The 24,680-nt window shown below is 33.1% G+C and carries 23 protein-coding genes, 1 riboswitch and 1 other annotated feature; of the genes, 5 read left to right on the forward strand and 18 right to left on the reverse strand.

The window, feature by feature from the left end; genetic code table 11:
* Window positions 1–186: 186 nt before the first annotated feature.
* The 3 genes from QO263_RS15350 to QO263_RS15360 form a co-directional block, all read right to left on the reverse strand.
* Window positions 187–1,248, reverse strand: coding sequence for a Glu/Leu/Phe/Val family dehydrogenase (locus QO263_RS15350; protein ID WP_285623224.1), 1,062 nt, complete (start codon window positions 1,246–1,248; stop codon window positions 187–189).
* Window positions 1,249–1,455: 207 nt separating this feature from the next.
* The gene (locus QO263_RS15355) at window positions 1,456–2,226 is read right to left on the reverse strand and encodes a CAP domain-containing protein (protein WP_285623226.1); all 771 of its coding nucleotides are present in this window, start codon (window positions 2,224–2,226) and stop codon (window positions 1,456–1,458) included.
* A 294-nt stretch (window positions 2,227–2,520) separates the two neighbouring features.
* Window positions 2,521–5,754: a DEAD/DEAH box helicase gene (locus tag QO263_RS15360; protein ID WP_285623228.1), complete on the reverse strand. Its 3,234-nt coding sequence runs from the start codon at window positions 5,752–5,754 to the stop codon at window positions 2,521–2,523.
* A 205-nt stretch (window positions 5,755–5,959) separates the two neighbouring features.
* Here QO263_RS15360 and QO263_RS15365 point away from each other — a divergent pair, with 205 nt between their 5' ends.
* A complete protein-coding gene (locus QO263_RS15365; RefSeq protein WP_285623230.1) occupies window positions 5,960–7,033 on the forward strand; it encodes a GIY-YIG nuclease family protein in 1,074 nt (357 codons plus the stop codon).
* A gap of 47 nt (window positions 7,034–7,080) precedes the next feature.
* On the opposite strand, the gene QO263_RS15370 is transcribed toward QO263_RS15365, so the two are convergent.
* The 5 genes from QO263_RS15370 to trpS form a co-directional block, all read right to left on the reverse strand.
* Complete coding sequence (locus QO263_RS15370) at window positions 7,081–7,464, reverse strand: metallopeptidase family protein (protein ID WP_285623232.1); 384 nt, start codon at window positions 7,462–7,464, stop codon at window positions 7,081–7,083.
* Window positions 7,465–7,723: 259 nt separating this feature from the next.
* Window positions 7,724–8,284, reverse strand: a complete 561-nt coding sequence (locus QO263_RS15375) for a DNA-3-methyladenine glycosylase I (RefSeq protein ID WP_285623234.1) — start codon at window positions 8,282–8,284, stop codon at window positions 7,724–7,726.
* Between the two features lie 226 nt (window positions 8,285–8,510).
* Window positions 8,511–9,305: a uracil-xanthine permease family protein gene (locus tag QO263_RS15380; RefSeq protein WP_285623236.1), complete on the reverse strand. Its 795-nt coding sequence runs from the start codon at window positions 9,303–9,305 to the stop codon at window positions 8,511–8,513.
* Window positions 9,302–9,787 carry a solute carrier family 23 protein gene (locus QO263_RS15385; protein ID WP_285623238.1) on the reverse strand — a complete coding sequence of 162 codons (486 nt, stop codon included), beginning with the start codon at window positions 9,785–9,787 and terminating at the stop codon, window positions 9,302–9,304. The genes QO263_RS15380 and QO263_RS15385 overlap by 4 nt, the downstream gene beginning before the upstream one ends.
* Before the next feature lie 583 nt (window positions 9,788–10,370).
* Window positions 10,371–11,381: a tryptophan--tRNA ligase gene (gene trpS / locus QO263_RS15390; protein WP_502928674.1), complete on the reverse strand. Its 1,011-nt coding sequence runs from the start codon at window positions 11,379–11,381 to the stop codon at window positions 10,371–10,373.
* An 87-nt stretch (window positions 11,382–11,468) separates the two neighbouring features.
* Window positions 11,469–11,677 (reverse strand) — a binding site (T-box leader).
* Window positions 11,678–11,934: 257 nt separating this feature from the next.
* Here trpS and QO263_RS15395 point away from each other — a divergent pair.
* Window positions 11,935–12,783, forward strand: coding sequence for a DegV family protein (locus QO263_RS15395; protein ID WP_285623242.1), 849 nt, complete (start codon window positions 11,935–11,937; stop codon window positions 12,781–12,783).
* Window positions 12,784–12,903: 120 nt separating this feature from the next.
* Here the strand turns inward: QO263_RS15395 and pyrE are convergent, their stop codons facing one another.
* From pyrE to QO263_RS15440, 9 genes are all read right to left on the reverse strand, one after another.
* A complete protein-coding gene (pyrE, locus tag QO263_RS15400; protein ID WP_285623244.1) occupies window positions 12,904–13,467 on the reverse strand; it encodes an orotate phosphoribosyltransferase in 564 nt (187 codons plus the stop codon).
* A 1-nt stretch (window position 13,468) separates the two neighbouring features.
* On the reverse strand, window positions 13,469–14,374 hold the full coding sequence (locus QO263_RS15405) for a dihydroorotate dehydrogenase (protein WP_285623246.1): 906 nt from the start codon (window positions 14,372–14,374) through the stop codon (window positions 13,469–13,471).
* The gene (locus tag QO263_RS15410; protein ID WP_285623247.1) at window positions 14,367–15,107 is read right to left on the reverse strand and encodes a dihydroorotate dehydrogenase electron transfer subunit; all 741 of its coding nucleotides are present in this window, start codon (window positions 15,105–15,107) and stop codon (window positions 14,367–14,369) included. The genes QO263_RS15405 and QO263_RS15410 overlap by 8 nt, the downstream gene beginning before the upstream one ends.
* On the reverse strand, window positions 15,082–15,954 hold the full coding sequence (gene pyrF / locus QO263_RS15415; RefSeq protein WP_285623248.1) for an orotidine-5'-phosphate decarboxylase: 873 nt from the start codon (window positions 15,952–15,954) through the stop codon (window positions 15,082–15,084). Before pyrF ends, QO263_RS15410 begins: the two co-directional genes overlap by 26 nt.
* Entirely contained in the window at window positions 15,944–17,149 is a 1,206-nt protein-coding gene (locus QO263_RS15420; RefSeq protein WP_285623250.1) for a dihydroorotase, read from the reverse strand. Before QO263_RS15420 ends, pyrF begins: the two co-directional genes overlap by 11 nt.
* 3 nt (window positions 17,150–17,152) lie before the next feature.
* Window positions 17,153–17,584: an aspartate carbamoyltransferase regulatory subunit gene (locus tag QO263_RS15425; RefSeq protein ID WP_285623252.1), complete on the reverse strand. Its 432-nt coding sequence runs from the start codon at window positions 17,582–17,584 to the stop codon at window positions 17,153–17,155.
* Window positions 17,584–18,510 carry an aspartate carbamoyltransferase gene (pyrB, locus tag QO263_RS15430; RefSeq protein WP_285623255.1) on the reverse strand — a complete coding sequence of 309 codons (927 nt, stop codon included), beginning with the start codon at window positions 18,508–18,510 and terminating at the stop codon, window positions 17,584–17,586. Before pyrB ends, QO263_RS15425 begins: the two co-directional genes overlap by 1 nt.
* Window positions 18,511–18,853: 343 nt before the next feature.
* Window positions 18,854–19,102 carry a spore coat protein gene (locus QO263_RS15435; protein WP_285623257.1) on the reverse strand — a complete coding sequence of 83 codons (249 nt, stop codon included), beginning with the start codon at window positions 19,100–19,102 and terminating at the stop codon, window positions 18,854–18,856.
* Between the two features lie 15 nt (window positions 19,103–19,117).
* The gene (locus tag QO263_RS15440; RefSeq protein ID WP_285623260.1) at window positions 19,118–19,324 is read right to left on the reverse strand and encodes a hypothetical protein; all 207 of its coding nucleotides are present in this window, start codon (window positions 19,322–19,324) and stop codon (window positions 19,118–19,120) included.
* A 172-nt stretch (window positions 19,325–19,496) separates the two neighbouring features.
* Window positions 19,497–19,601, forward strand: a riboswitch (SAM riboswitch).
* 151 nt (window positions 19,602–19,752) lie between these two features.
* On the opposite strand from QO263_RS15440, the gene QO263_RS15445 reads away from it, so the two are divergent.
* Genes QO263_RS15445 through QO263_RS15455 form a run of 3 tightly spaced genes read left to right on the forward strand, consistent with a single transcriptional unit; the run spans window position 19,753 to window position 22,229 of the window.
* On the forward strand, window positions 19,753–20,766 hold the full coding sequence (locus QO263_RS15445) for a methionine ABC transporter ATP-binding protein (protein ID WP_285623263.1): 1,014 nt from the start codon (window positions 19,753–19,755) through the stop codon (window positions 20,764–20,766).
* Window positions 20,759–21,412: a methionine ABC transporter permease gene (locus tag QO263_RS15450; RefSeq protein ID WP_285623266.1), complete on the forward strand. Its 654-nt coding sequence runs from the start codon at window positions 20,759–20,761 to the stop codon at window positions 21,410–21,412. Before QO263_RS15445 ends, QO263_RS15450 begins: the two co-directional genes overlap by 8 nt.
* 13 nt (window positions 21,413–21,425) lie before the next feature.
* Window positions 21,426–22,229 (forward strand): MetQ/NlpA family ABC transporter substrate-binding protein, encoded by an 804-nt coding sequence (locus QO263_RS15455; protein WP_285623269.1) that lies wholly within the window; start codon window positions 21,426–21,428, stop codon window positions 22,227–22,229.
* Between the two features lie 48 nt (window positions 22,230–22,277).
* Here the strand turns inward: QO263_RS15455 and ppsA are convergent, their stop codons facing one another.
* Window positions 22,278–24,641, reverse strand: coding sequence for a phosphoenolpyruvate synthase (ppsA, locus tag QO263_RS15460; RefSeq protein WP_285623272.1), 2,364 nt, complete (start codon window positions 24,639–24,641; stop codon window positions 22,278–22,280).
* Window positions 24,642–24,680: the final 39 nt, after the last annotated feature.

The following is a 24,680-nucleotide window of genomic DNA, read 5'->3' on the forward strand; positions in this document are numbered from 1 at the left end:
CTTATCATAATTCACAGCAGTTTTCCCTACTTAAGATAAAATTCATTGCTTCAAATTTCTATTCCCTTCTGAACACTCCTTAGACTCAATAAAAAACATAACGCAATATGCAAAACAGGAGTGTGAAAACATCCACACTCCTGAAAATGACTATATCAGCATATTTATAGCATCGTATCAAAATAATTATTTGCTCAAATAAACTGTTTTAGTTCTACCAATCTTCTCTATTCTTTCTTCAGCCATTCTATCTGCTGCTTTACTAGTTGGTATATTGTCTCTCTTAGATATTTCAAATACTTTCTTAACAACATTATAAATATTTGAAGCTCTATTCATTGCTCTTTCTTTGTTGTATCCTAATAACTCTTCGTAAACATTAATTACTCCACCACTGTTAATTACATAGTCTGGAACATATAATATTCCTTTATCCATTAACATTTGTCCATGTTTTTCCTCTGCTAATTGGTTATTTGCAGCGCCTGCAACTATTTTGCATTTAAGTTGATCGATTGTAAAATCATTTATTACTGCGCCCATTGCACAAGGTGCATAGATGTCGCATTCGATTTTATGAATTTCATCAGGAGCAACTGCTGTAGCACCAAAATCATTTACTACTTTTTCAATACTTTCTTTTTTAATATCTGTAACATATAGTTTTGCTCCAGACTCGTGTAAATGCTTACATACGTGATATCCTACTGAACCTAATCCTTGAACTGCAACTACTTTTCCTGTTAAATCGTCGCTTCCAAAAACTTCATTAGCTGCTGCTAATATTCCTCTAAATACTCCAAAAGCTGTTACTGGTGATGGATTTCCGCTTTTGCCTTCTAAGCCTACAACATAATCAGTTTCATCATTTATGTATGCCACATCTTGAGTGCCTATATTCATATCCTCTGCAGTAATATATCTTCCAGCTAAACCTTCTACATATCTTCCAAATACTCTTAATAATTCTTCACTTTTAACTTTTTCTGGATCTCCTATGATTACAGCTTTACCTCCACCTAGATTCAATCCTGCTGCTGCACTCTTATAAGTCATGCCTCTGGATAATCTTAGAACGTCTATGATAGCCTCTTCTTCACTTTCATAGTTCCAAAATCTTGTACCTCCTAGAGCTGGTCCTAAAGTAGTGTCATGAATACCAATAATTGCTTTTAATCCAGTGCTACGATCTTGACAGAAAACCAATTGCTCGTAATCGTATTTCTCCAAATACTCAAATATTTTCACACAAAAAACCCCCTTTTATTATTTTACTTTTTTATGAGCTATTATTTATTGTACAAATCATTTCCTCTTATATTATAAACTTAAATGATAACGTTTTCAATATTTGTTAAAAACTATTAATTTTCTTTAACAACTAGCTTTTAATTATACTTCACTCAATAAAACAGCCCAAATAAGTCAATCGACCTATCTGGGCTGTGCTTGTTATTAATAAGGTTTAATGAACATTTGTGTCCAATATGGTTCGTTGCTACCTTTATAGTATCCAACTCCGATTTTTGTGAAGTTTTTAGATAATATATTAGCTCTATGTCCTTCAGAATTCATCCAAGCTTTTACTACTGCTTCTGCTGAAGGCTGACCCATAGCTATATTTTCCCCTGCTGTGGAATATTTGATTCCAAATTGCTTCATCATATCAAAAGGACTGCCATATGTTGGTGATGTATGACTAAAGTATCCTTTAGTTGCCATGTCTTGTGATTTCATACGTGCAACTTTTGATAATTCTGCATCAATCTCAAGTGAGTTAAGGCCATTCTTTTGTCTTTCAACATTTACCAATCTAACAACTTCCTTTTCAATTGCACTAACATCACCTAAATTAGAATCTTTATTATCGTTACTTGGTTGGTCTACTGGTTTTTGTTCTTCATTATTATTTACTGGAGTTTCTGGTTTTGATGTTTCAGGTTTTTGTGTTTCTGGTTTTTGTGCTTCAGGCTTTGGTGCCTCTGTTCCTGCAGGTTTATCTGTATTTACATCATTCTTTTTAGTCTGAATTTTAATAATGTTACCATATTTATTAAGGTAATCACTAAAGTTAAATGTATTTATTTTAGTAGTTTTCAATGCACAATTATCATTATTTTTTGAAATAACCTTGAAACCTGCAGCATTAGCTACGCTAATGTTTGAAAATACAAATAATGCTACTAAAATAGATACTGTTTTCATCTTTCTTGAATTTTTTTTCATAAGTTAACCTCCTTATAACCTTTCTTTTTTAAATGTGATGTTAGGGGAAGTGCCTTTAAGATCGACCTTGTTGAAAGTATAACACTAATGGTATGAAGTCTAAAGGCTTAATATTTACAATTAGTGGCTAATAATGGACATGCCCCGAATATATGGTATTAAATATAAGCTTCATCTATAAAATATTAGTAATGAAAAAGTATAGCAAAAAAATTTAAAAAGCAAGAGGACAGAGTTATTGCTTCACGCTAAAGCAGTGACCTATCTTCTTGCTTTCTGTTCTCTTTTTCTTAACTATATTTCAAATAAATCCCTAATATCCTCTTCACTCATTTTTGAAACAAGGGTTTCCCCTGGTTGGATTACTGAATCTATTAGCTCCTTTTTTCTTTCTTGGAGCTTGAAGATTTTATCTTCAATTGTTCCTTGAGTTATTAGCTTCATAACATGTACCACACTTTCCTGTCCTATTCTATGAGCTCTATCTGTAGCCTGTTCTTCCACAGCAGGATTCCACCATGGATCAAAGTGAATAACTGTATCTGCTCCAGTAAGATTTAAGCCTGTACCCCCTGCTTTCAAAGATATTAGGAAAATTTGTCCCTTGCCTTTGTTGAAGCTATCAACTAATTGTCCTCTCTCCATTGTGTCAGTTGAACCATCAAGGTAAAGGTACCCTATTTCTTTCTTTTCTAGCATATGGCTTATAATTTTCAACATGCTTGTAAACTGAGAAAATAGTAGTATTCTATGCCCACCATCTAAAATATCGCTAATTAACTCCTCAAGCAGCTGGAGCTTGCCACTTTCACCATTAAAGCCTTCAATAAACAATGATGGATGACAGCATATTTGTCTAAGTCTTGTTAATCCAGCCAATATCTTAATATGACTTCGTTCAAAGCCCTTGTCTTTTATTTCATCCTCTATTTCACCTTTTATTTGATTTAGATAAGCTATATATATTTTCTTCTGCTCTGTAGTAAGCTCTGCTACAAGCTTATGCTCTATCTTATCAGGCAGTTCTTTTAAAACTTCCTTTTTAAGCCTTCTCAATATAAATGGCCTAATATATTTACTTAACTCCTCCAGAGACTTTTTGTCATTTTCTTTAATAATAGGTCTTTCAAATTTCTTAGTAAACTTGCTATGTGACAGTAAATATCCCGGCATTATATAATCAAATATTGACCATAGCTCAGTCAAAGAGTTTTCTATCGGCGTTCCTGTAAGTGCGAAATAATTATGGGCCTTTATATCTTTTACAGATTTTGCATTTTGAGACATAGGATTTTTTATATGCTGAGCTTCATCCAATATACAGTACTTAAATTTAATATTCTCATATAGCTCTATATCCCTTCTTATAAGAGGATATGAAGTCACTACTATATCATAATTCATAATATCCTCTATATTGTTTTGCCTTTCATCCTTACTTCCTGAAATCACTAATGTACTTAGTTCAGGTGTAAACTTTTCAACTTCTGCAGCCCAATTATATACTAAGGAAGTAGGTGCTACAATAAGATTGGGCAGCCTGTTGCCCTCCATTTTTTCTGACAATATAAATGTTAATACTTGAAGTGTTTTACCTAATCCCATATCATCTGCCAATATTCCACCCATTCCATAAGCAGCTAAGGTCTTTAGCCATTTAAAACCAAATCTCTGATAATCTCTAAGTATTTTTTTTAACTTTTCAGGAATAGTATAATCTATATCTCCAGGCTCTTTTATATTTTGTACCAGCTCTTTAAACAAAAGGTTTCTTTTTATATAGTTGTTCTCAGATTGTTTTAGCTTTTCATCTAAATACAAAGCTTTAAATTTAGGTATTTGCATGATATCCTTTTCAAAATCCTTGTTATCAAGCTCAAGATAATCTATTATTTCTGACATGCTTTTTAGCTCGTTCATTTCAAGTGGTAAATAGGAGCCATCCTTTAGTTTATAGTATTTTTTCTTTTCTCTTAGGGAATTAAAAACCTCCATTAATTCAGCTCTGTTTATACCGCTTATATCAAAACTAAATTCCAGCATATCATTTTCAGAATTTAATCTAACTCCTCCCGAAAATGAAGAAATATCTTTTATCTTTACATTTTTAAAAGCTTCTGAATAAAATACTTCTGCTTTTTCTTGAAGTAAAGGTATTTTTCTAAAAACAAATTCAAACTTTTTTTCCTCATCGTCAAGATAAATCTGATTATTTTTTACTTTGAACTCTGAAGTCTCAAAAATACTGACTATTTCTTTTTCTCTTTCAAAATCTCTTATAAGTATTCTATCTTCCTTTGCTTTCTTTTCCTCATGTGTAAAAGGATTTATAACTATATCTCCGTATATATATCTCAAATCGGCTAATATAGCATCTTCATTAGTGTCTAAATAGACTTCTGGATTTATCTCTGGCTTATATATTAATGATTGTACTTTGGAATCTATTTCTATGTCTCCTATTTTTTCTATAAATGGATACACTTCTGATACGAAATTATCGTTATATTCTTGTGGTATATTAATAGAATTATTTCTTTGTTTAATAAGTGCAGCATAAAAAGGAACAAAATACTCTCTTTGCTGCTTTGAAGTCTTATAAATTGAATCTTGTCTAAAAAAGTATTCTCCATCAGTTACTAGTGGAATAAGTACTTTTCCATAATCCACATTTAATACTAAATCCTTTTCAAGCTTATCTAGCTTAAACTTTAAAGGTATGTTTTCTTCTAGTATCTTTACATTTTCATATTTTCTATTCATTATAATGGATTTAAAGCTTCTGTTTTTCATAATTTCAAAGAATCTCTTTGTAGTTATTGATGTGAAATTTACTCTTTTCCCTTTAAATAAACTTGTTTTTCCAAAGCCATAGACATTTTCATTGATTACTTTTTCTGTGTCATATATCTCTTGTAGCAGATTTATTATAGGTTGATCCATTTCATTAAATCTATGAATTTTGGGATCAAAAGTAAACTCTTTTCCAAATTGTAATTCTTCCTTGCTTTCCAAGCTTTCTAATAATTTTTTTATGCTTTTCACAACATAAAGCTTATTTTCTCCTATACGAAGGCTTATATAAGATGAATTATCCATATCTCCATAAGGATTTGGTTCAAATTCATAGGTTATTTCAAGTTGAACAGGGCTCTTTACATCTAATTGCTTATATCTAAAGAAGTCCAGTATATTTTTAGCTATACCATATGATTTAACTTTGTCATACTCACCTTTTTGATCTCTTTCTCTAATTTCGTACAAAGTAGCCACGATATGCTTACAATATCCCCAGTATTCATCATATGCAGGACATGTACAAGATCCTCTATGAAAATTTCCTTCGTCATTAAATTCTACCTTTACATTGTATCTTTTATTACCTGAAACAACAGCATTGAACAATATTTTCTGGCTATTAAACGTTATTTCTCTTACCTTATTTGTTCTATAATATTGTTGTCCTTTTAAATGAGTAGTGCGCAATGGACATAAGGTTTTGATTAGTTCTTCTGTAATATTAAACATAGTTCACCTCAAAAATACAAACCAATTTTTTCTTTATTCGCTAAATTAAAAAACTAAGATTATTATATCATAACCACTTCCAAAGTAAATTTTCTTTTTACTTATTTTTCCTAGGATATAAACCTGACTATTTTATCACATTGCACAGTTCTCTATATAATGCTAAAATAAAATAGATTTATTATCTCAAGAAAGGAGAGCAGCTATGGATTTAAAAGAAAAAGTAAAAAACCTTCCTTCATCACCTGGAGTTTATATTATGAAAAATTCATTTGGAGATATTATCTATGTTGGAAAATCTAAAAATCTTAAAAACCGGGTTAGCTCTTACTTTCAAAATTCAAAAAACCATCCTCAAAAAATTGAACGGCTTGTGAAAACTCTGAAGGATTTTGACTACATAATTACAGATACTGAATTCGAAGCATTTATGCTGGAGTGTAAGCTAATAAAAAAACTAAAGCCCTTATATAATAGGCTTATGAAAAGCCCTTCTTCTTATATCTACATAGAAATAATCTCTGATAATAACAGTATGAGTATAAAAGCTGTAAATATTCCTAATGAAAAGCATTCTGCAACTTATTTTGGACCATATACAAGCAGAAGTACTGTCGAAAGATCTATTCAAGGTATAAAGGAGTTCTGTAAAATAGCATGCAATAATCCTTCTAAAAAAAGTACCTCGTGCTTAAATTATTCTTTAGATCTGTGCCTTGGTATGTGTATGGGTGGAGAAGCAATTGAAAAATATAATAAAATAATTAATAAAATTATAGACTTATTTAGTGGTATTGACGGAAAAATACTTGAAGAAATGGAGCAAAAGATGTTACATGCTTCTAACGATTATGATTTTGAGACTGCTGCTAAGTATAGAGACTATATAAGCGCAATAAAAACTTTAGTGAGTAAGGAAAGAGTAATAGAATTCACAGAAGACAATAAAAATATAGCAATAGTAGAATATTTAAATGATTCAAGCATTAAACTTTTTCTCGTTAAAGGAAATAAAATTCTTTTTAAAGAAAAATATAATATGAATAGCTTAGATACCAAACGATTATATACAAGCATAAAGTCAAATATTCTAAATTACTTTAAGGATAATGATCTAAGCATAACCATACAAGTAAATAAGGAAGATGTAGATGAAGCTCAGATAATATACAGCTACCTTAAAAGCAATAATTGCAACTATGCCATTATTCAAGATGTGGAGCTAACACCTGACTGTATCGACGATTTAATTTCAAGTTTACTCCACTTAAAGAAATAAAATAACATTAATAACAAGTTAGACTCCACATAAATGGAGTCTTTGTTTTAATCTAGTTTCTTTTTTCTATATTCCTGCATATCCTGAAAATCCTTTATTTCTAATCCTCTTTCTCCTGCTAATGATTCAAGATGATGGGTAAATTCGTGTAATAAAGTATCCTTTAGTTTATTACGTAATGCTCTCATAGAAACGTCACTATAAACTTTTTTGAAGGAGCCATAATAGATTGCTATATGTCTACCAGTTAAGCTTCTAGAATATTCTCCCATGATGTATAGAGTATCTACATCCCTACTTTCAGGATGTATTTTATATTCAGGCAAAAGTATAATTCCTCCATTTAATTGTTCAAAAAAATAATCTGGTATTTCTTCTGCTATGTCGTCTAATATTTCATGAATTTCTTCTATTGTTGGAAAGTCATCCATATATAACAATCCTTTCTTGTAAACTTGTATTTTAAAGCTGTTTTATTATATAATACTTTATTTTTTCTCCTCATACAATAGGATATGATTCCAAGGTCTTATTCCAAAAAAGTCTTGCATTACCACTAGTCTATATTTTCGATTTCCTAAGGCAGTCCATTAACATAGATTCATACTACTTCTTTCTATTTAAATGATTATAAAATATATAAACATATCAGTTAATTAAGTAAAGCTATGCGATTGACAGAATATCAGTTCAACACAGTTCTTCATATCTAAAGCATCCTGTAACATGGTCATTAATCAATCCAGTAGCCTGTAAATATGAATATATTATTGTAGTACCTAAAAATTTAAAGCCTCTTTTCTTTAAATCTTTACTTATTCTATCAGATAATTCCGTATGGGAAGGGACATCTGATAGTTCATTCCACTGATTTATTATGGGTTTATTATTGACAAAAGACCATATAAAGTCATTAAAGCTTCCAAATTCATTTTGTATCTCTAAGAATCTTCTAGCATTATTTATAGAAGCTTCAATTTTTCTCCTATTTCTAATTATGCCAGAATTGTTCATCAATTCTTCTATTTTATTAGTTCCATACTGAGACACCTTAACAGGATCAAATCCATCATATGCTTTCCTATAATTTTCTCTTTTTTTTAGAACTGTTATCCAACTTAGGCCTGCTTGAGCTGATTCCAGAACTAAGAATTCAAAATGCTTTTTATCATTATAAACTGGTACTCCCCATTCCTCATCATGATACTTTACATATAACTCGTCATCTCCACACCAAGCACATCTAAGCATATTTATCCCTCTTATCATAAATATTTATTTAAGCTAAAATAAGCCTAATATTCTATTCAACATCATATAATCATTTTCCTGCAAGTCTAAATGTCTTAGATTTAGTATACAAAAAAACCGATAAGATTAAAAATCTCATCGGTTTATGCTGCAACTATTTAACCATATCCAAGCTTTTCGGATGCTTTTTCTTATGCTAGAATAAGATAACGTCAATAGTTAAAAACTACTGAGGTATTGTCTCTTCATTTTCCTTGTCTTCATCCATCTCATGAGGTAGCACTATATTTAATATTATCCCTACAATGGCAGCAAGAGCCATTCCTACAAGTTTTATTTCTACAAGACCAATTTTTATAGGAATTACAGCACCGCCTAAACCAAAAACTAAAATAACTGCAAAAATTATCATATTTCTAGTTTTTGAAAAGTCCACTCTGTTATCAACAAGGGTTCTAGCACCTATAGAAGCTATCATACCAAATAGAACTATTACCGCTCCGCCTATCACAGGTTTTGGTATAGTACTTGTAAATGCATTTAATTTGGGTATTAAACCTATAAACATTGTCATTATAGCCGCTATTCTCATAACTTTAGGATCCCATACTTTTGTAAGTGCTACAACTCCTGTATTTTGAGAGTAAGTTGTATTAGCTGGTCCTCCTAATAAGGCTGCTACTGAAGTCGCTATTCCATCTCCCATCAGAGTTCTTGTTAGTCCTGGATCTTTAGCAAGATCTCTTTTAACTACCCCACTCATTGCTAATACATCTCCTATATGTTCTACGATTGTAGTAAGGGCGATTGGTGCAACAATCATTATTGCTCCTATATCAAATTTAGGTAATGAGAAGTTTGGAATTCCTATCCATCTTGCCTGAATAATTGGAGAATAATCAATTCTACCTAACACAGCAGCTAAAATATAGCCTGTTCCTAATCCAAAAATAACTGGTACAACTTTAAAAAATCCTTTTGCAAACATTGATATTCCTATAATAGTAGCCAATGTTATCATGGATAACAGCAATCCTGAGAAGCCATGTTAATGGCATTAGGTGCAAGAGTCATACTTATTACAATTATTACTGGTCCAGTCACTATAGGTGGAAAAAATCTAACTATTTTTTCAGCGCCATAAACTGCTATTAACCCTGCGAAAATTAAATAAATCATTCCTGCCACAATTATACCGCCTCGTGCATACTCAAGACCATATAGTTCTCCTGCCATTATAATTGGAGCAATAAATGAAAATGATGAGCCTAGATATGCAGGTACTTTTCCTTGAGTAATAAAGTGAAAAAGTAAAGTCCCTAATCCTGATGTAATTAGAGCAACGCCCACATCAAGCCCAGTTAATATTGGAACTAATACTGTTGAAGCAAATAGTGTGAATACATGCTGTAATCCAAGTGCAATTCCTCTCCCTGGTCCTAAAGTACTTATATCCGTAATAGGATAATTAACTTCTCTACCTTGTTTACTCTGTTTATTCATGTTTTCCTCCTTATAATTTTATTCGTCAGTTAGCTTTCTAGTTCTTTACAGCAAATAAAAAAAGTTAACCTTTAAAACAAAACTACTTGTTAAAACATACTCTCCTTTAATAGCTCAGAGTAAATCTACCCCTTAACAGCAAACCATTTTGAAGATTAAAAGACTGTCACCTCCTATATAAGATTTAGTCTGAATAGTACTCAATAACTAGGTACTATGGTCTATGTTATACTAACCCTCTTTATTACAATATTATAAAGTTCCTACAGGGTTTATCGAAAGTTTGTTGATAAGTGATAAAGGATAAAAAACCTATTATTCCAGGATAATCCAAGTTGTATATTATATTTTTTCGAGTTTCTATACTACTTTCTTCTAGTCTATACATTCCACTAATCATTGAAAACAATAAGAAAATTTCTAATTTAACCTGTTATAGTAGCCAATTTCAGTATCGCAACAAAAAATGGATAGGTTTCCCTATCCACTATTGTATTTTTCATTTTCAAATTAGAAGTACCCTTAAGCTTTCTCTCAAAGCGACAATTCTCATGCAAGCTAAATATTTTGTGGAGTATGCTACCTATCTTGGTATAAATCCAACCTTCTTGTATACCTTTCTTAAGGTTTTATTAGCCACATATTCTGCTTGTTTTGCTCCATCTGTATATATTTTTTCTAAATAATCTTTATTTTTCATTAGATCGGCAAATTTTTCTCTAACTGGCTTTAGTCCCTCTACTACAACTTCAGCTAAATCTGACTTAAATTTTCCATATCCTTGACCTTCATATTTATTTTCTATTTCTTCAACACTTTCTCCTGAGAATTTAGAATAAATAGTAATAAGGTTTTTTATGCCCAGCTGTTCATCTGAATATTTTACTACTCCTATTGAATCTGTAACAGCTCTCTTTATTTTTCTAACTGTAGAATCATTATCCTCTATAAGGAGAATATAATCATTTTCATCGTCGCCTGATTTTGACATTTTACTTAGGGGATCTTGCAGTCCCATTATTCTGTTTCCAAACTTCGACATATATAAATCAGGCACTTTAAAGGTTTCGCTATATTTATTATTAAATCTTATGGCTAAATCCCTTGCAAGCTCTAGATGCTGCTTTTGATCCTCTCCTACAGGTACAAGGTCAGCCTGATACAATAGAATATCAGCTGCCATTAATACTGGGTATGTGAATAATCCTGCATTCAGATTTTCCTCACCTTTTTGCGATTTTTCTTTATACTGAGTCATTCTTCCTAATTGTCCCATATATGATATGCAATCTAACACCCAAGCTAGTTCAGCATGTGCACTTACATGTGATTGGAAAAATAGGGTGTTTTTTTCAGGCTCTATTCCCGACGCTATATATTGAGCCAAAATCTCTAAAGAACGTCTTCTTAAATCCTTAGGTTCCTGAGGTACAGTTATTGCATGTAGGTCTACTATACAATAATAGCATTCATATTCATCTTGAAGCTCTACCCAGTTTTTTAATGCTCCTAAATAATTACCTAAGGTAGGCTCTCCTGTAGGCTTCACTCCACTAAAAATGACTTTCTTCTCACTCATTGTATTACCTCCCATTTCTTGTAATTTGTTTTTTATTAAAACTTACTTACCAATAAAACAAATGCTTCCCAAAATAACTAATAAAAAAAGCCCTTCATCTCGATAAGAGACGAAAGGCTGTTTCCGCGGTACCACTCTAGTTAGTCATAGGACTCACTTAGTCTATAACGGTAGACATCCGTCAAATCCTACTACTATTTCAGATTTGAACTCATGAGTCCATTCAACAAATATCAATGTTTCAGGCTCCCACCGCCCCTGAATCGCTGCAGCTTGATTAAATGTTTACTATTCTCATTCATTGCTTTAAATATATTGTTATATCTATTATATATAAATATAAAAAAAAGTAAACTAGTTTTTTGTATTTTCTTTAGTTTACACGCTGCAGCTTTAAAAAATCTTAAATATAATATGCAAAATAGATGAGAGTTAGAGGCTTTGATAGGAGGACTATATCACTATTTCTTGTTGATTCCTCCTGCTATATATAATTATAGTTGTTATATTTTATATTTTAATAGTATAATATTTATTAAGATATGATATAGAAGGGGGAGAAAAACAAGTGAGTAAGGTAAAAATATTTGCTGACAGCACTTGTGATTTAAGCAGGGACCTTATCAAATCAAATGATATTTCTATTGTCCCTCTATATGTTGGCTTTGATGAAAATACATACAAGGATGGAATTGAAATCACAACTAAAGAGCTATATGCTAAGGTAGAAGAGTATGATAAGCTTCCTAAAACCTCTGCTCCATCACCATTAGACTTTATCAATGCTTTTAAACCGTTTGTTAAAGAAGGAAAGGACATACTCTATATAGGGCTTTCATCTAATCTATCATCAACATTACAAAATGCAAAAATAGCCGCTTCTGAGTTTTCAGATGCTAAAATTGAAATTGTGGACTCATTTAATTTATCTACTGGTGTAGGACTTCTTGTAATGAAGGCAGTAGATTTAGCAAAAGAAAATCTAGGTGTGGAAGAAATAGCGAAAAGAATACGAGGATTAGTACCTATGATAGAAACAGCTTTTGTACCAGATACACTAGACTATCTGCACAAGGGTGGAAGATGCTCATCTCTTCAAGCTTTGATGGGAAGTGTCTTAAGAATCAGACCAATTATAAAGGTAGTAGATGGTGGAATGATTGTTGGGCAAAAAGCAAGAGGAAAAAGAGAAAAAATTCTTGAAACAATGCTTGAAAATGCTATTAAAGACAAGGATAACATGGATAAAAAAAGGATTTTTGTAACCCATGCTGAAGGTCTTGAAGACGCCATGTTTTTAAAGAATAAGTTAGAAGAAAGCTTAGATGTTGAAGAAATTATAATTACTGATGCTGGCTGCGTAATATCCAGCCATTGTGGGCCTAATACTGTTGGAATATTATATATTTTAAACTAAAAAATAATAGCTATAAAGCTACTAAAAGTTCATTTACGTCATCCTGAGCGCCAGTGAAGAATCTCTCATGTATCAAAACATGAAGTTCTTCAACTACGTCTCAGAATGACAGGTATAAAGTTAGATTTTTTCCCTACTGCCGGGCTTAATAAATGGAATCCTCTCTTTACATAGTGGGCAATCATCACTTTCATAGCTTTCTATATCTAACCTTACTGCACTATAGACCGGATACTGTAATTTCCCCTTGCTTCGATCAGCTATACATGCAATCCCAACTACCTCTCCTCCTAATTTTTTAACCACATCTGTGGCTTCTAGGGCAGATTTTCCTGTAGTCACTACATCTTCAGATATTAAGACCCTATCGCCTTTTTTTATTTCAAAACCTCTTCTTAGAACCATTTCATCATTTATCTTGTCTCTCTCTGTAAATATGGCTTTTTTCCCTAGCTGTCTCCCAATTTCATAAGCTACTATTACTCCACCCATTGCGGGTCCCAGCACAATATCTATATCCATATCCTTCAATTGCTCCACCACTATTTTTAGTATCTTTTCAGCCTCTTTTGGATATTGAAGAACCTTGGCACATTGAACATATCTGTTGCTGTGCTTACCTGACGATAATAAAAAATGACCCTCTAATAAAGCTTCTGTTTTTTTCAAAATGTCAAATATCATTCTAGCTCCTCCTCGCTATTCCTTTGATTTCCATAATGGATTTAATTCCTTCTCTATTTAGAAAATCTTCTATTCCTTTGATTATGTCTAGTGATATATCTGGTCTTATAAAATTAGCACTTCCCACTTGTATTGCATCTGCTCCTGCCATTATAAACTCTATGGCATCCTTCCAATTCATAATTCCGCCTATTCCAATTACCGGTACATCTACTGCTGCAGATACTTCATAAACCATCCTCAAAGCTACTGGCTTAATTGCTGGGCCAGATAGTCCAGCAAAGATATTATTAAATACCGGCTTTTTCTTATATATGTCTATAGCCATTGCTTTAAAAGTATTTACTAAGGATAATATATCTGCCCCTGCTTCACAGCATTTTACTGCCATATCTACTATATCCTCAGCATTAGGAGAAAGTTTTACAATAATTGGTTTTTTAGAAACCTTTTTCACCTTTGATACTATTTCCCGTGCAACCTTTGATTTTATCCCGAAAGCCATGCCCCCTTCCTTTACATTTGGACATGATATGTTAAGCTCTATAAAATCTACATTAGTGTCATTGAGCTTATCTATTCCTTCTAAATACTCCTCAATGCTTCCTCCGCCAAGATTTGCAATAATAACAGTATCAAGCTCATTCATAAAGGGCAATTCATTGGCTATAAAATTATCTATTCCTGGATTCTGGAGTCCTATGCTATTCATTAATCCTCCTGTTGTTTCATAGAGCCTAATTCCTTCATTACCTAGCTTTTCATTTAAAGTAAGTCCCTTAGTACATATTCCTCCTAATTTAGAGACATCGAAGAAATTCGAGTACTCCTTCCCAAATCCGAATGTACCAGAAGCTGCTATTACAGGGTTTTTAAACTCAGCACCACATATATTTACCTTAAGCATGAATTATCACATCCTCACCACTAAATACAGGCCCATCCTTACATACTGTCTTCATTCCACTATTTGTCTTGCAGGTACATCCTAAGCATGCTCCTATTCCACATGCCATATGGTTTTCCTGGGAAATGTATATCTTTTTTTTGTTTAGAATACAAGACTTTATTACCTTATCCATCATTATACTTGGGCCACAGCTCAGTATGATATTGTATTGTTTAGGATCAAAGATTTCTGTTATAAAGCCTTTATGACCAATTTCGCCTGTATCTGTTGCAACATATATTTCATTTACAGCACCTTTTATTTCATCTATTAAATATACTTGCTCTCTAAATCCTGCATAAAAATCAACTTTGCAGTCTTCTAGCTGTTTTGCCACATAATACATTGGCGCTATACCGATTCCTCCTGTTACTATTGCCACTTTCCCTTTAATTTTTTCTATGTCAAATCCATTACCTAAAGGACCTAAAAGCTCAATTTGCTCATCTCTTTTTAGCTGGCTAAATAGCTTAGTTCCTTCTCCTCTCACTTCATATAGAAACTCTATTTTTTCTTTATCCAGATTATGAATGCTAATAGGTCTTGATAAAAATGGTTCCTTGTTCCATGACCTTAGCATATAAAATTGGCCTGGTTTACCTTCAAATCCACCTTTTATTGTTAATTTAAAGATTCCTTCTAAGATTTCATTGTTCTCAAATATTCTAGCCTTCATATGCTTTGACTGCATTATTTATGGCCTCCCTCATAGATAACACTTCTTCTCTAGCATAGATATCAAATTCATTCTCCATATTATGCTTTTTATAGGCAAGGAGAATACCTCTAGAGGAATTTACTATGCCTCCGTTTCCATGCTTCAAATATCTCGCCACATCCTCAGCTGTTCCTCCCTGAGCTCCATACCCGGGTATGAGAAAGAACAGATTATTTAGACTTTCTCTAATATTCTTAGCCTCATCTGAATGAGTACACCCTACAACTCCTCCTATGGAACTATAGCCATATCTTCCTAAATATTCACTTCCTAGGTTTTTAATTTTTTCACCTACAGTCTTATAGACTGGATTATTGTTGTAATCCTTAATATACTGGATATCATGAGCACCCTCGTTTGAAGTTCTGATGAGAATAAATAACCCTTTTTCTTTTTCTCTGACATAGTTTAGATATGGTTTTATGCTGTCCATTCCCATATAAGGACTTAATGTTATGAAATCGCTTTCGAAATCTCCTTCAAGGTGAGCTTTTGCATACATCTCAGCTGTTTTTGAAATATCTCCTTTTTTTATATCTGCTATTACTAAGCAGCCTTTGCTTTTAATATATTGAATTGTTTTTTTGTAGGCAATTAATCCATCTATACCTAAGGCCTCGTAGTATGCAATCTGTATCTTAAAACATGCTGAAATATCGTAAGTAGCATCTATTATTCTTCTGTTAAATTCAAATATTGAATCAGATATTTTCATATATTTTTTTATAATATTTTCAGGTATATATTCAATTGAAGTATCTAGCCCCACACAAACTACGCCTTTCTCTGATACTGATTCATATAATTTATCAATTATCATAATTAATCTCCTCCCTAGAATACATAACTTCACCAGCTTTTATAGTTGTCTCTATGATTCCCCAAACCTTTGCCTTATTAAAGGGGGTATTTTTACCCTTTGATAAGAAGCCTGATGAATCTATTTCATACATCTTTTCTATATCGACTAGAACTAAATCTCCATCATAGCCTTCCTTAACTTGTCCTTTGTTTAATCCCATTAATTCAGCAGGATTTTTTGACATAAGCTCTGATAATCTATTTAAGGAAATGTGTCCTTCTTTAACCAGTTTTGTTAAACACACAGAAAATGCCGTTTCTAACCCAGATATACCAGGAGCTTTTTTCTCTTTATCTAAGGCACTATGAGGAGCATGATCTGTAGCTATTACGTCTACCCAGCCATCCTTTATGCCTTTTATGAGAAATTCCACATCCTCCTCAGTTCTAAGTGGAGGATTTACTGTGTATTCAGTTTTGTCATCTAATGCGATATGGTGGGGAGTTACTTCACAGGTTACTCTAATTCCCTTTTTCTTTCCCTCAATTATATATTGTAATGCCTCCTTTGTACTTACATGAGCCATGTGAAGTCTAACATCAGCCTTCTCTGCTAACTCTATATCTCTAGCTGTCGATATGTTTTCTGACAGTCTGGTATCATATTTGCTTATTTCTCTATCCTCTGCATGGGACATTACAATAAGGTCTTTCTCCGCTGCTTTTAGCATAGCCTCCAGCATTACCTTATTGTTTTCTACTCCATTTCCATCATCTGATATAACTTTTACTCTAATGTCTAAGCTGTCAAGATGAGCTATGCTCTTGCCATCAAAGCCATTAGTTATGGATATAGATTGATGTACATCTATTAGACCAATTTCTTTAGCCCTATTTAAAACATAATCCGCTACTGACAGACTGCTGCACACAGGCCTAGTATTTGCCATGAGATTCACTGCTGTATAGCCCCCTTTTAATGCTGCAAGACTTCCAGTTAATAAATCCTCCTTGTATTCAAAGCCTGGCTCCCGAAAATGACTATGCATATCTATAAAAGAAGGTAGAAGGATAAATCCTTCTGCCTTAATGATAGGACAATTTTTTTGAATATTTGGGCCTATTTCTTGAATAATTCCATTTTCAATATACACATCTGATATACAGTCCTTGTCACAATCAATTACTCTGGCTCCCTTTATGAGCAAGTCCATGATTTACACCTCCTGAAAGTGATATATTTCATCACAGTATTCACATCTATATAGACCTTGCTTCTCATCTACTAAAGCAAACCTATGAGTTATATTTCTTTCTATAGAAGTAACGCATCTAGGATTTTTACATTTGATTATTTCTTCTACATTTCTAGGAAGCCTAGGCTTTATCTTTTCAATGATGACTTCATCCTCGATTATATTTACTGTTATATTTGAATCAATGAGTCCAAGTACTGTTAAATCGAAATCTATTACATTTTCAATTTTGATAATATCTTTTTTACCACGTTTTTTACTTGAAGCATTTTTTATTAGCGCTACAGTAAAATTTGCCTTATCTAAGCCTAAATAGTTGAATATCCTCACTCCTTGTCCTGCTTCTATGTGATCAATTACTATTCCTCTTTTAATGCTATTTATAGTAACCATTATTTATCCACCCCCAAAAGTTTTGACATAAGAGCCATCCTTGCAAACATGCCATACCTAGCCTGTTTAAAATAGCAGGCTCTAGGGTCACTATCAACCTCATATGAAATTTCGTTGACTCTTGGAAGGGGGTGCATGACAATCATATCAGTCTTTGCTTGAAGCATCTTTTCAGCATTTAAAATATAACTGTCCTTAAGCCTTACGTAATCTTCTTCATTAAAGAATCTTTCTCTCTGTACTCTTGTCATGTAGAGAATGTCTAGCTCGCCCATATAATCTTCTATTTTTTCTGCTTCTATAAAGGAGATATTATTTTTTTCTAGTATTTCTTTTCTTATATATTCTGGAATATGCAATTCTGAAGGGGATATCAATACGAATTTGTTGTTTTCATACCTTGACATTGCTTTGATAAGTGAATGAACTGTCCTTCCAAATTTAAGATCTCCACATAGTCCTATGGTTAAATTTGAAAGGCGTTTTTTTATGCTTCTAATGGTAAGAAGATCGGTTAATGTCTGAGTTGGATGATGGTGTCCTCCATCACCTGCATTAATTAATGGGATATTTGAATGTAATGAAGCAAGCTTTGGTGCTCCTTCTTTGGGATGTCTCATAACTGCTATATCTGCATAGCAGCCAATTGTTCTGATAGTATCTGCTATGCTTTCTCCTTTTGCAACTGAGCTTGAGTTAGGCTCTGAAAAGCCTATTACTCTTCCTCCTAATCTTAGCATTGCAGCCTCGAAGCTTAATCTAGTTCTCGTGCTTGGCTCAAAGAACATAGTTGCTAGTATTTTCCCATCACATATATGGGCATATTCTTTAGGAGCATTAATCATTTCATCTGCTAAATCAAATATCTCTTTAAGCTCATCATTTGTAAAATCCATGGGTTCAATTAAATGTCTTCCTGTTAACATATTATTCCTCCTTTTCAGTCTCACTGGACTATTTTAAAGGCATAAAAAAACCTCCATAGGAAGGCACACTAATAGACAGCTTAAAAACAAGCATCCTTATTTACTCCTTCCCAATCTCTCTGGATTAGATTAAAGGTTTTTTTATTGTCTGTAGGTATATTATCATTTGAATAATAAAAAGTCAACATTAATTTTGCTAGCAGTCTCTCTACACAAATTTATTTGCTCCTAATGGACACTCCTATCATAAGCCTACAATAGAGTTTGACCTACCAGCGATTTTTCGATAGAAATGCTCGGAAAATCGGGTTAGGTCATAAAAGGACTCAAAATGAGTCCCAATTTATGGTTGATTCAATTGATTTTTAATTTGGCTAATGTCTTGTTGATTAGCTGTTGGTGGCGATGAAGTATATCCTTTTTGCTCTGCAATTTGTGATAGCTGGTACTGGAACTGCTCTGCTTCGTCTCTTAATTTTTGTAGGGCGCTTCTTAATTGCTGGTTTGAACAGCCAGTTATTGCCATTCCATAGGACTGTATACTTGACTTAGTCATTGCTAAAACATCATTTACAATATCTCTTTCTTGCAAATAAAATACCTCCTCTTATATTGATTGAATAAGGTTCTGTGCAGTAGTATTTGCGTCTTGAGCTCCTTGGCTGAACATTTGTTTTAATTGTGTATCTTGACACATACTTGCATATTCGTATAGTTTTGTCGTCATTAGCTTGTGGTTACTTATGATTTCACTAAGATTTTGAAGCTCTGCTTGATTTATCTGGGTTAAATTAAGTGGATTTTGTAAAGTCATAAAATTTCTCCTTTCTTTTTGTACAATATCTTACAATTCTAAAACCTCTGCTTTTTATATTTTGCCTCATAACACAAAATTTTATTATATAATTTTTTAAAAAAGGTTGACAAAAGATATAATAATAATTAGAATAGATAAGTATAGTAACAATAATAAAACAAATATTGAACTCTTATCTAGAGAGGTGGAGGGACGGGCCCGATGAAACCCAGCAACCAGTGTTATTTAACACGAAGGTGCTAATTCCTGCAGCAAAAATGCTGAAAGATGAGGGAGGATAAATAGCATATGTATTTTACCTCTTTCGTTTGAAAGAGGTTTTTTAATTATATAAGGATTATTTAGAGAAAATAGGTTTAACTATCTATTATAGATGATTTTCATTTGTGAGGTTTAGTACAGTAATTCATTAAAGGAGTGAAGCAATGATTGATATTAAGAATGTAAGTAAAGTTTATAAAAGTAAGTCTTCTGATGTAGAGGCTTTAAAAGATATTAATTTACAAATAGATAGAGGAGAAATATTTGGAATAATCGGTCTCAGCGGAGCAGGAAAATCTACTCTCATAAGAACTATCAATAGGCTAGAGGAGCCAACGGAAGGCACTATTATTGTCAATGGAGAAGATGTAACTAATCTAGATAAAAGAGACCTACGAAACACAAGAAAAGAAATCGGAATGATATTTCAGCATTTTAATTTATTAAATTCAAGAACTGTATATAATAATATAGCCTTTCCTCTAGAAATAAATAGCTATGATAAGCAAACTATAGAAAAAAGAGTAAATGAATTACTAGAGGTCGTTGAGTTAGTTGATAAAAAAAATGTATATCCGTCGCAGCTAAGCGGAGGACAAAAGCAAAGAGTTGCCATAGCCCGTGCACTTGCCAACAATCCAAAGATACTTCTATGTGATGAGGCTACATCAGCTCTAGATCCTAAAACCACTAAGGCAATACTTGATCTAATTAGAAAAATAAGAAAAGAATTCAATCTAACAGTAGTTCTTATAACTCACCAGATGGAGGTTATAAAAGAAATATGTGATAGAGTAGCCATAATAGAGGCTGGCAAAATAATCGAACTAAATACAGTAGAAGAAATATTCGCTAAACCTAAGACTAATACTGCAAAGGCATTTATTTCTCACATTCATAGAAGTGATGAAGAAAAGATAATATATCCTAAAACCCCAGGCTCCACTGTAATTAGACTTAGCTACTTAGGCGATTCTGCTAAGAAGCCTATTATATCAAGTCTAATCAGAGAATTTGATATTGATATAAATATACTGTCTGGAGATATTGATGAATTACAATCCACTAGTGTGGGCAGCCTTTTAATTCAGGTTTTAGGTGATAATAAGGAAATAGAAAAAGCCTTTGAGTGGCTCAAAAAACAGAATATTGACCTGGAGGTGATATGGAATGGATAATCTAATTTCTCTTTTACTTCCTTCCTTATGGGAAACTATTGTAATGGTAGCTTTATCTACAGTGTTTTCACTGGCACTAGGATTTCCTCTAGGCATACTATTAGTTATAACAGAAAAAGATGGAATATGGGAAAAGCCAGCATTAAATTCTATACTAAGTGCTATAGTAAATATATTTCGATCATTTCCATTTATTATATTGATGATATTTGTCATGCCATTAACTAAACTAATAATTGGTAAATCCATAGGAACGCTTGCAACTGTAGTGCCTTTATCCATTGCAGCGGCACCTTTTGTAGCTAGAATTATTGAAGGAGCATTAAAAGAAGTAGACAAAGGAATAATAGAAGCCGTTTCCTCAATGGGTGCTTCTACTTTTGAAATAATAACTAAGGTATTAATTCCAGAAGCTATGCCTTCATTAGTACTTGGGATTACATTAACCATAATAAACCTAATAGGATATTCCGCTATGGCTGGAGCAATAGGAGGAGGTGGACTAGGGGACTTAGCTATACGTTATGGTTATCATAGATTTCAAACTGATGTAATGATCGCTTCTGTAGTTCTTATAATAATATTAGTTCAAGCGATACAATTTATAGGTAACACAATAGCACTAATAATTGATAAAAGAAAATAAGGGGGAATATGTGATGAAAAAATCTTTAAATGTTTTATTAGCAATTATCCTAATCACAACAATTGCAATTACTGGCTGTCAATCTAAATCTGAAAACGATAAGGTTATAGTAGTAGGAGCTTCGCCAGAGCCTCATGCACAAATGCTAGAATTAATAGCAGATGATTTAGCAAAAGAAGGCTATGAACTTAAAATCGTGGAATTTACAGACTATGTAAAACCAAACTTAGCATTAGATGAAAAAGAACTTGATGCAAACTTTTTTCAGCATCTACCATACCTAGAGGATTTCAATGAAAAAAATAGCCTTGATTTAGTATCATTAGCAAGTACTCATATAGAGCCTATGGGACTATATTCAAAACAGATTGATAATATAGATGAACTTAATGATGGCGCCGAAATAGCTATTCCAAATGATACTGTAAATGGCAGCAGAGCTTTATTGTTCCTTGAAGATAAAGGACTAATAGAGCTTAAAGAAGGTGCAGGCTTTAGTGCAACAGAAAAAGATATTGTAAAAAATCCTAAGAATCTTAAATTCAAACTTCTTGAAGCAGCTTTATTGCCTAGAGCATTAGACGAAGTAGACGCTGCTGCAATAAACGGAAACTATGCACTACAGGCTAATCTATCTCCTTCTAAGGATGCAATCCTGCTAGAAAGATCAGATTCACCTTATGCTAATATAGTTGCTATAAGAAAAGGCGAAGAAAATAGCCCTAAGCTTAAAGCCCTAGTAAAAGCTCTTCAATCAGATAAAATCAAAAATTTCATCAAAGAAAAATATGGTGATGGAGTTGTGCCATCATTCTAAAATAGTGAAAACCCTTCTGACATAAACAGAAGGGTTTTATTATTTTTATTATAAGCTTCTTATCTTACTTAATATCATTCTTTGTTCAACTGATGCTACAAGTCTTCTTGTGTAGGATACTGTATCTGGGTTTACACTCATACTGTCTATTCCCTCTTTTACAAGGAATTCTGCAAATTCTGGGTATTGGGATGGTCCTTGTCCACAGATTGATATAGTTTTTCCATATTTGTGAGCAGCCTTTATCAATATAGATATTGCTCTTTTAACTGCTTCATTTCTTTCATCAAAATATCCCATATTGTTTAATATACCTGAGTCTCTGTCAGCACCCATTGTAAGCTGAGTTAGGTCATTGCTTCCTATACTGAATCCATCTACCATTTGAGCAAACTCCTCTGCTTCAAATACTACAGATGGAACCTCTGCCATTATCCATAGCTTAAAGTTTCTGCCTTGCTCTAATCCTTCTTCAGCCATTATTTCTTTTACCTTTTTAAGTTCCCATGTAGTTCTTACGAATGGAAGCATTACGTATACGTTAGTTAAACCGTATTCATCTCTTACTTTTCTGATAGCTCTACACTCTAATCTAAAGCCCTCTTCATATTCAGGAGAAATATATCTAGATACTCCTCTCCATCCTATCATTGGGTTAGCTTCTATCGGCTCAACTTCGTCTCCGCCCTTTAATCCTCTAAACTCATTTGTTCTGAAATCACTTAGTCTAACTACTATAGGTCTTGGATATATTTCTTGTGCTACCTTTGTAATGCCCTCTGCCATTTTATCTATTAGAAGCTGCCCTTGCCCTGTTTTTAACAGGTACATTGGGTGTGCACCTACTAGATTAGTAAATATGAACTCTGTTCTCATTAAGCCTATGCCATCAAATGGTAGGTTTTTATATCTGCCTATCATTTCTGGCTCGCCTAGGTTCATGTATATCTTAGTAGCAGTTACTGGTGCTAATTGATGAATTAAATCTTCGCTAACTGCTCCAGCTGTGGATACTGCCTTTTCTTCCTTTTCTTGTTTTTCTTGAAGTACTATGCCTTTATAAACAACTCCTCTTGTTGCGTCTACTGTTACTTCCATGCCTTCTGCCAATATTTCACTTGCTTTTTTTCCACCAACTATACATGGGATACCTAGTTCTCTAGATACAATGGCTGCGTGACATGTCCTTCCACCCTCATCAGTAACTACTGCCGCTGCTCTTCTCATAGCAGGCACCATATCTGGATTTGTCATAACTGTAACTAATATATCTCCGTCCCGTACTCTATCTATCTCAGTGATGTCTTTAATATTTCTTACTCTTCCACTATTAATCCCTGGTGATGCAGGTAATCCTCTAACTAAAGCAACTAGCTCTGTAGGTTGTTGTTGTGTAGATGTCATTTCCTTGCTCTCCCCCTTTAATGTAGTAATTGGTCTTGCCTGTAATATATATAATTCTTCAGTATCAGCATCTAGTGCCCATTCAATGTCCTGTGGTGATTTATATAAATCCTCTATTATCATTCCGTTTTTACCTAAATTTGCTACCTCTAAGTCATTTAAACATGGAGCATTAACTTTGTCGAATCCAAGGTATTCTTCAACCTTTACTTCAAGAGTTCCAACATCATTTGTGTTTTTTATAACCATAATATTTTTCTCAGCAATATTTTTTTCAGCAATAGCTAATGTCTTTTTATCAAGTATAAATTCATCAGGAGTTACTATACCTGATACTACTGCTTCACCAAGTCCCCAGCTAGCATTTATCATTATTTGGCCTAAATCGCTTGTAACTGGGTTCGCAGTAAACATGACCCCAGATATTCTGCTGTTAACCATTTTTTGAACAACTACGCTTAGTGCAACTTCTTCATGTTTAAATCCTTGATGTTCTCTATAATATATTGCCCTTGCAGTCCATAGAGATGCCCAGCATCTTTTAATGTGTCTCAATACTTCTTCTATTCCGCTTATATGCAAGTATGTATCTTGCTGTCCAGCGAATGAAGCCTCTGGTAAATCTTCTGCAGTTGCAGAGCTTCTAATAGCTACCTGTGGATTGTTCATATTTATTTTTTCACTAAACTCTGTATATGCTCTAATGATTTCTTTTTCTATTTCCTTTGGCATATCTGCTTTAACGATTAATCCTCTTATTGCAGCACTCTTTATTTGAAGTTCTGAGGAATCTTCCATATCTATTCCTGATAGCATATTTAGTATGTCACTTTGTAAGCCTGATTTACTTATGAAATCTGTATAGGCAGAAGCAGTAACACAGAATCCTGGAGGAACGTTTGCCCCTTTTACAGTCAATTCACCAAGATTAGCACCCTTACCTCCTACTATCGGTATGTCTCCCTTGTTTATTTCATTAAACCACATTATATACTTGTATTCACTCACTTATATCGCTCCCTTCCATTAATTCTATATATATTATAG

The organism is Proteiniborus sp. MB09-C3 (assembly GCF_030263895.1).
Lineage (GTDB): Bacteria > Bacillota > Clostridia > Tissierellales > Proteiniboraceae > Proteiniborus.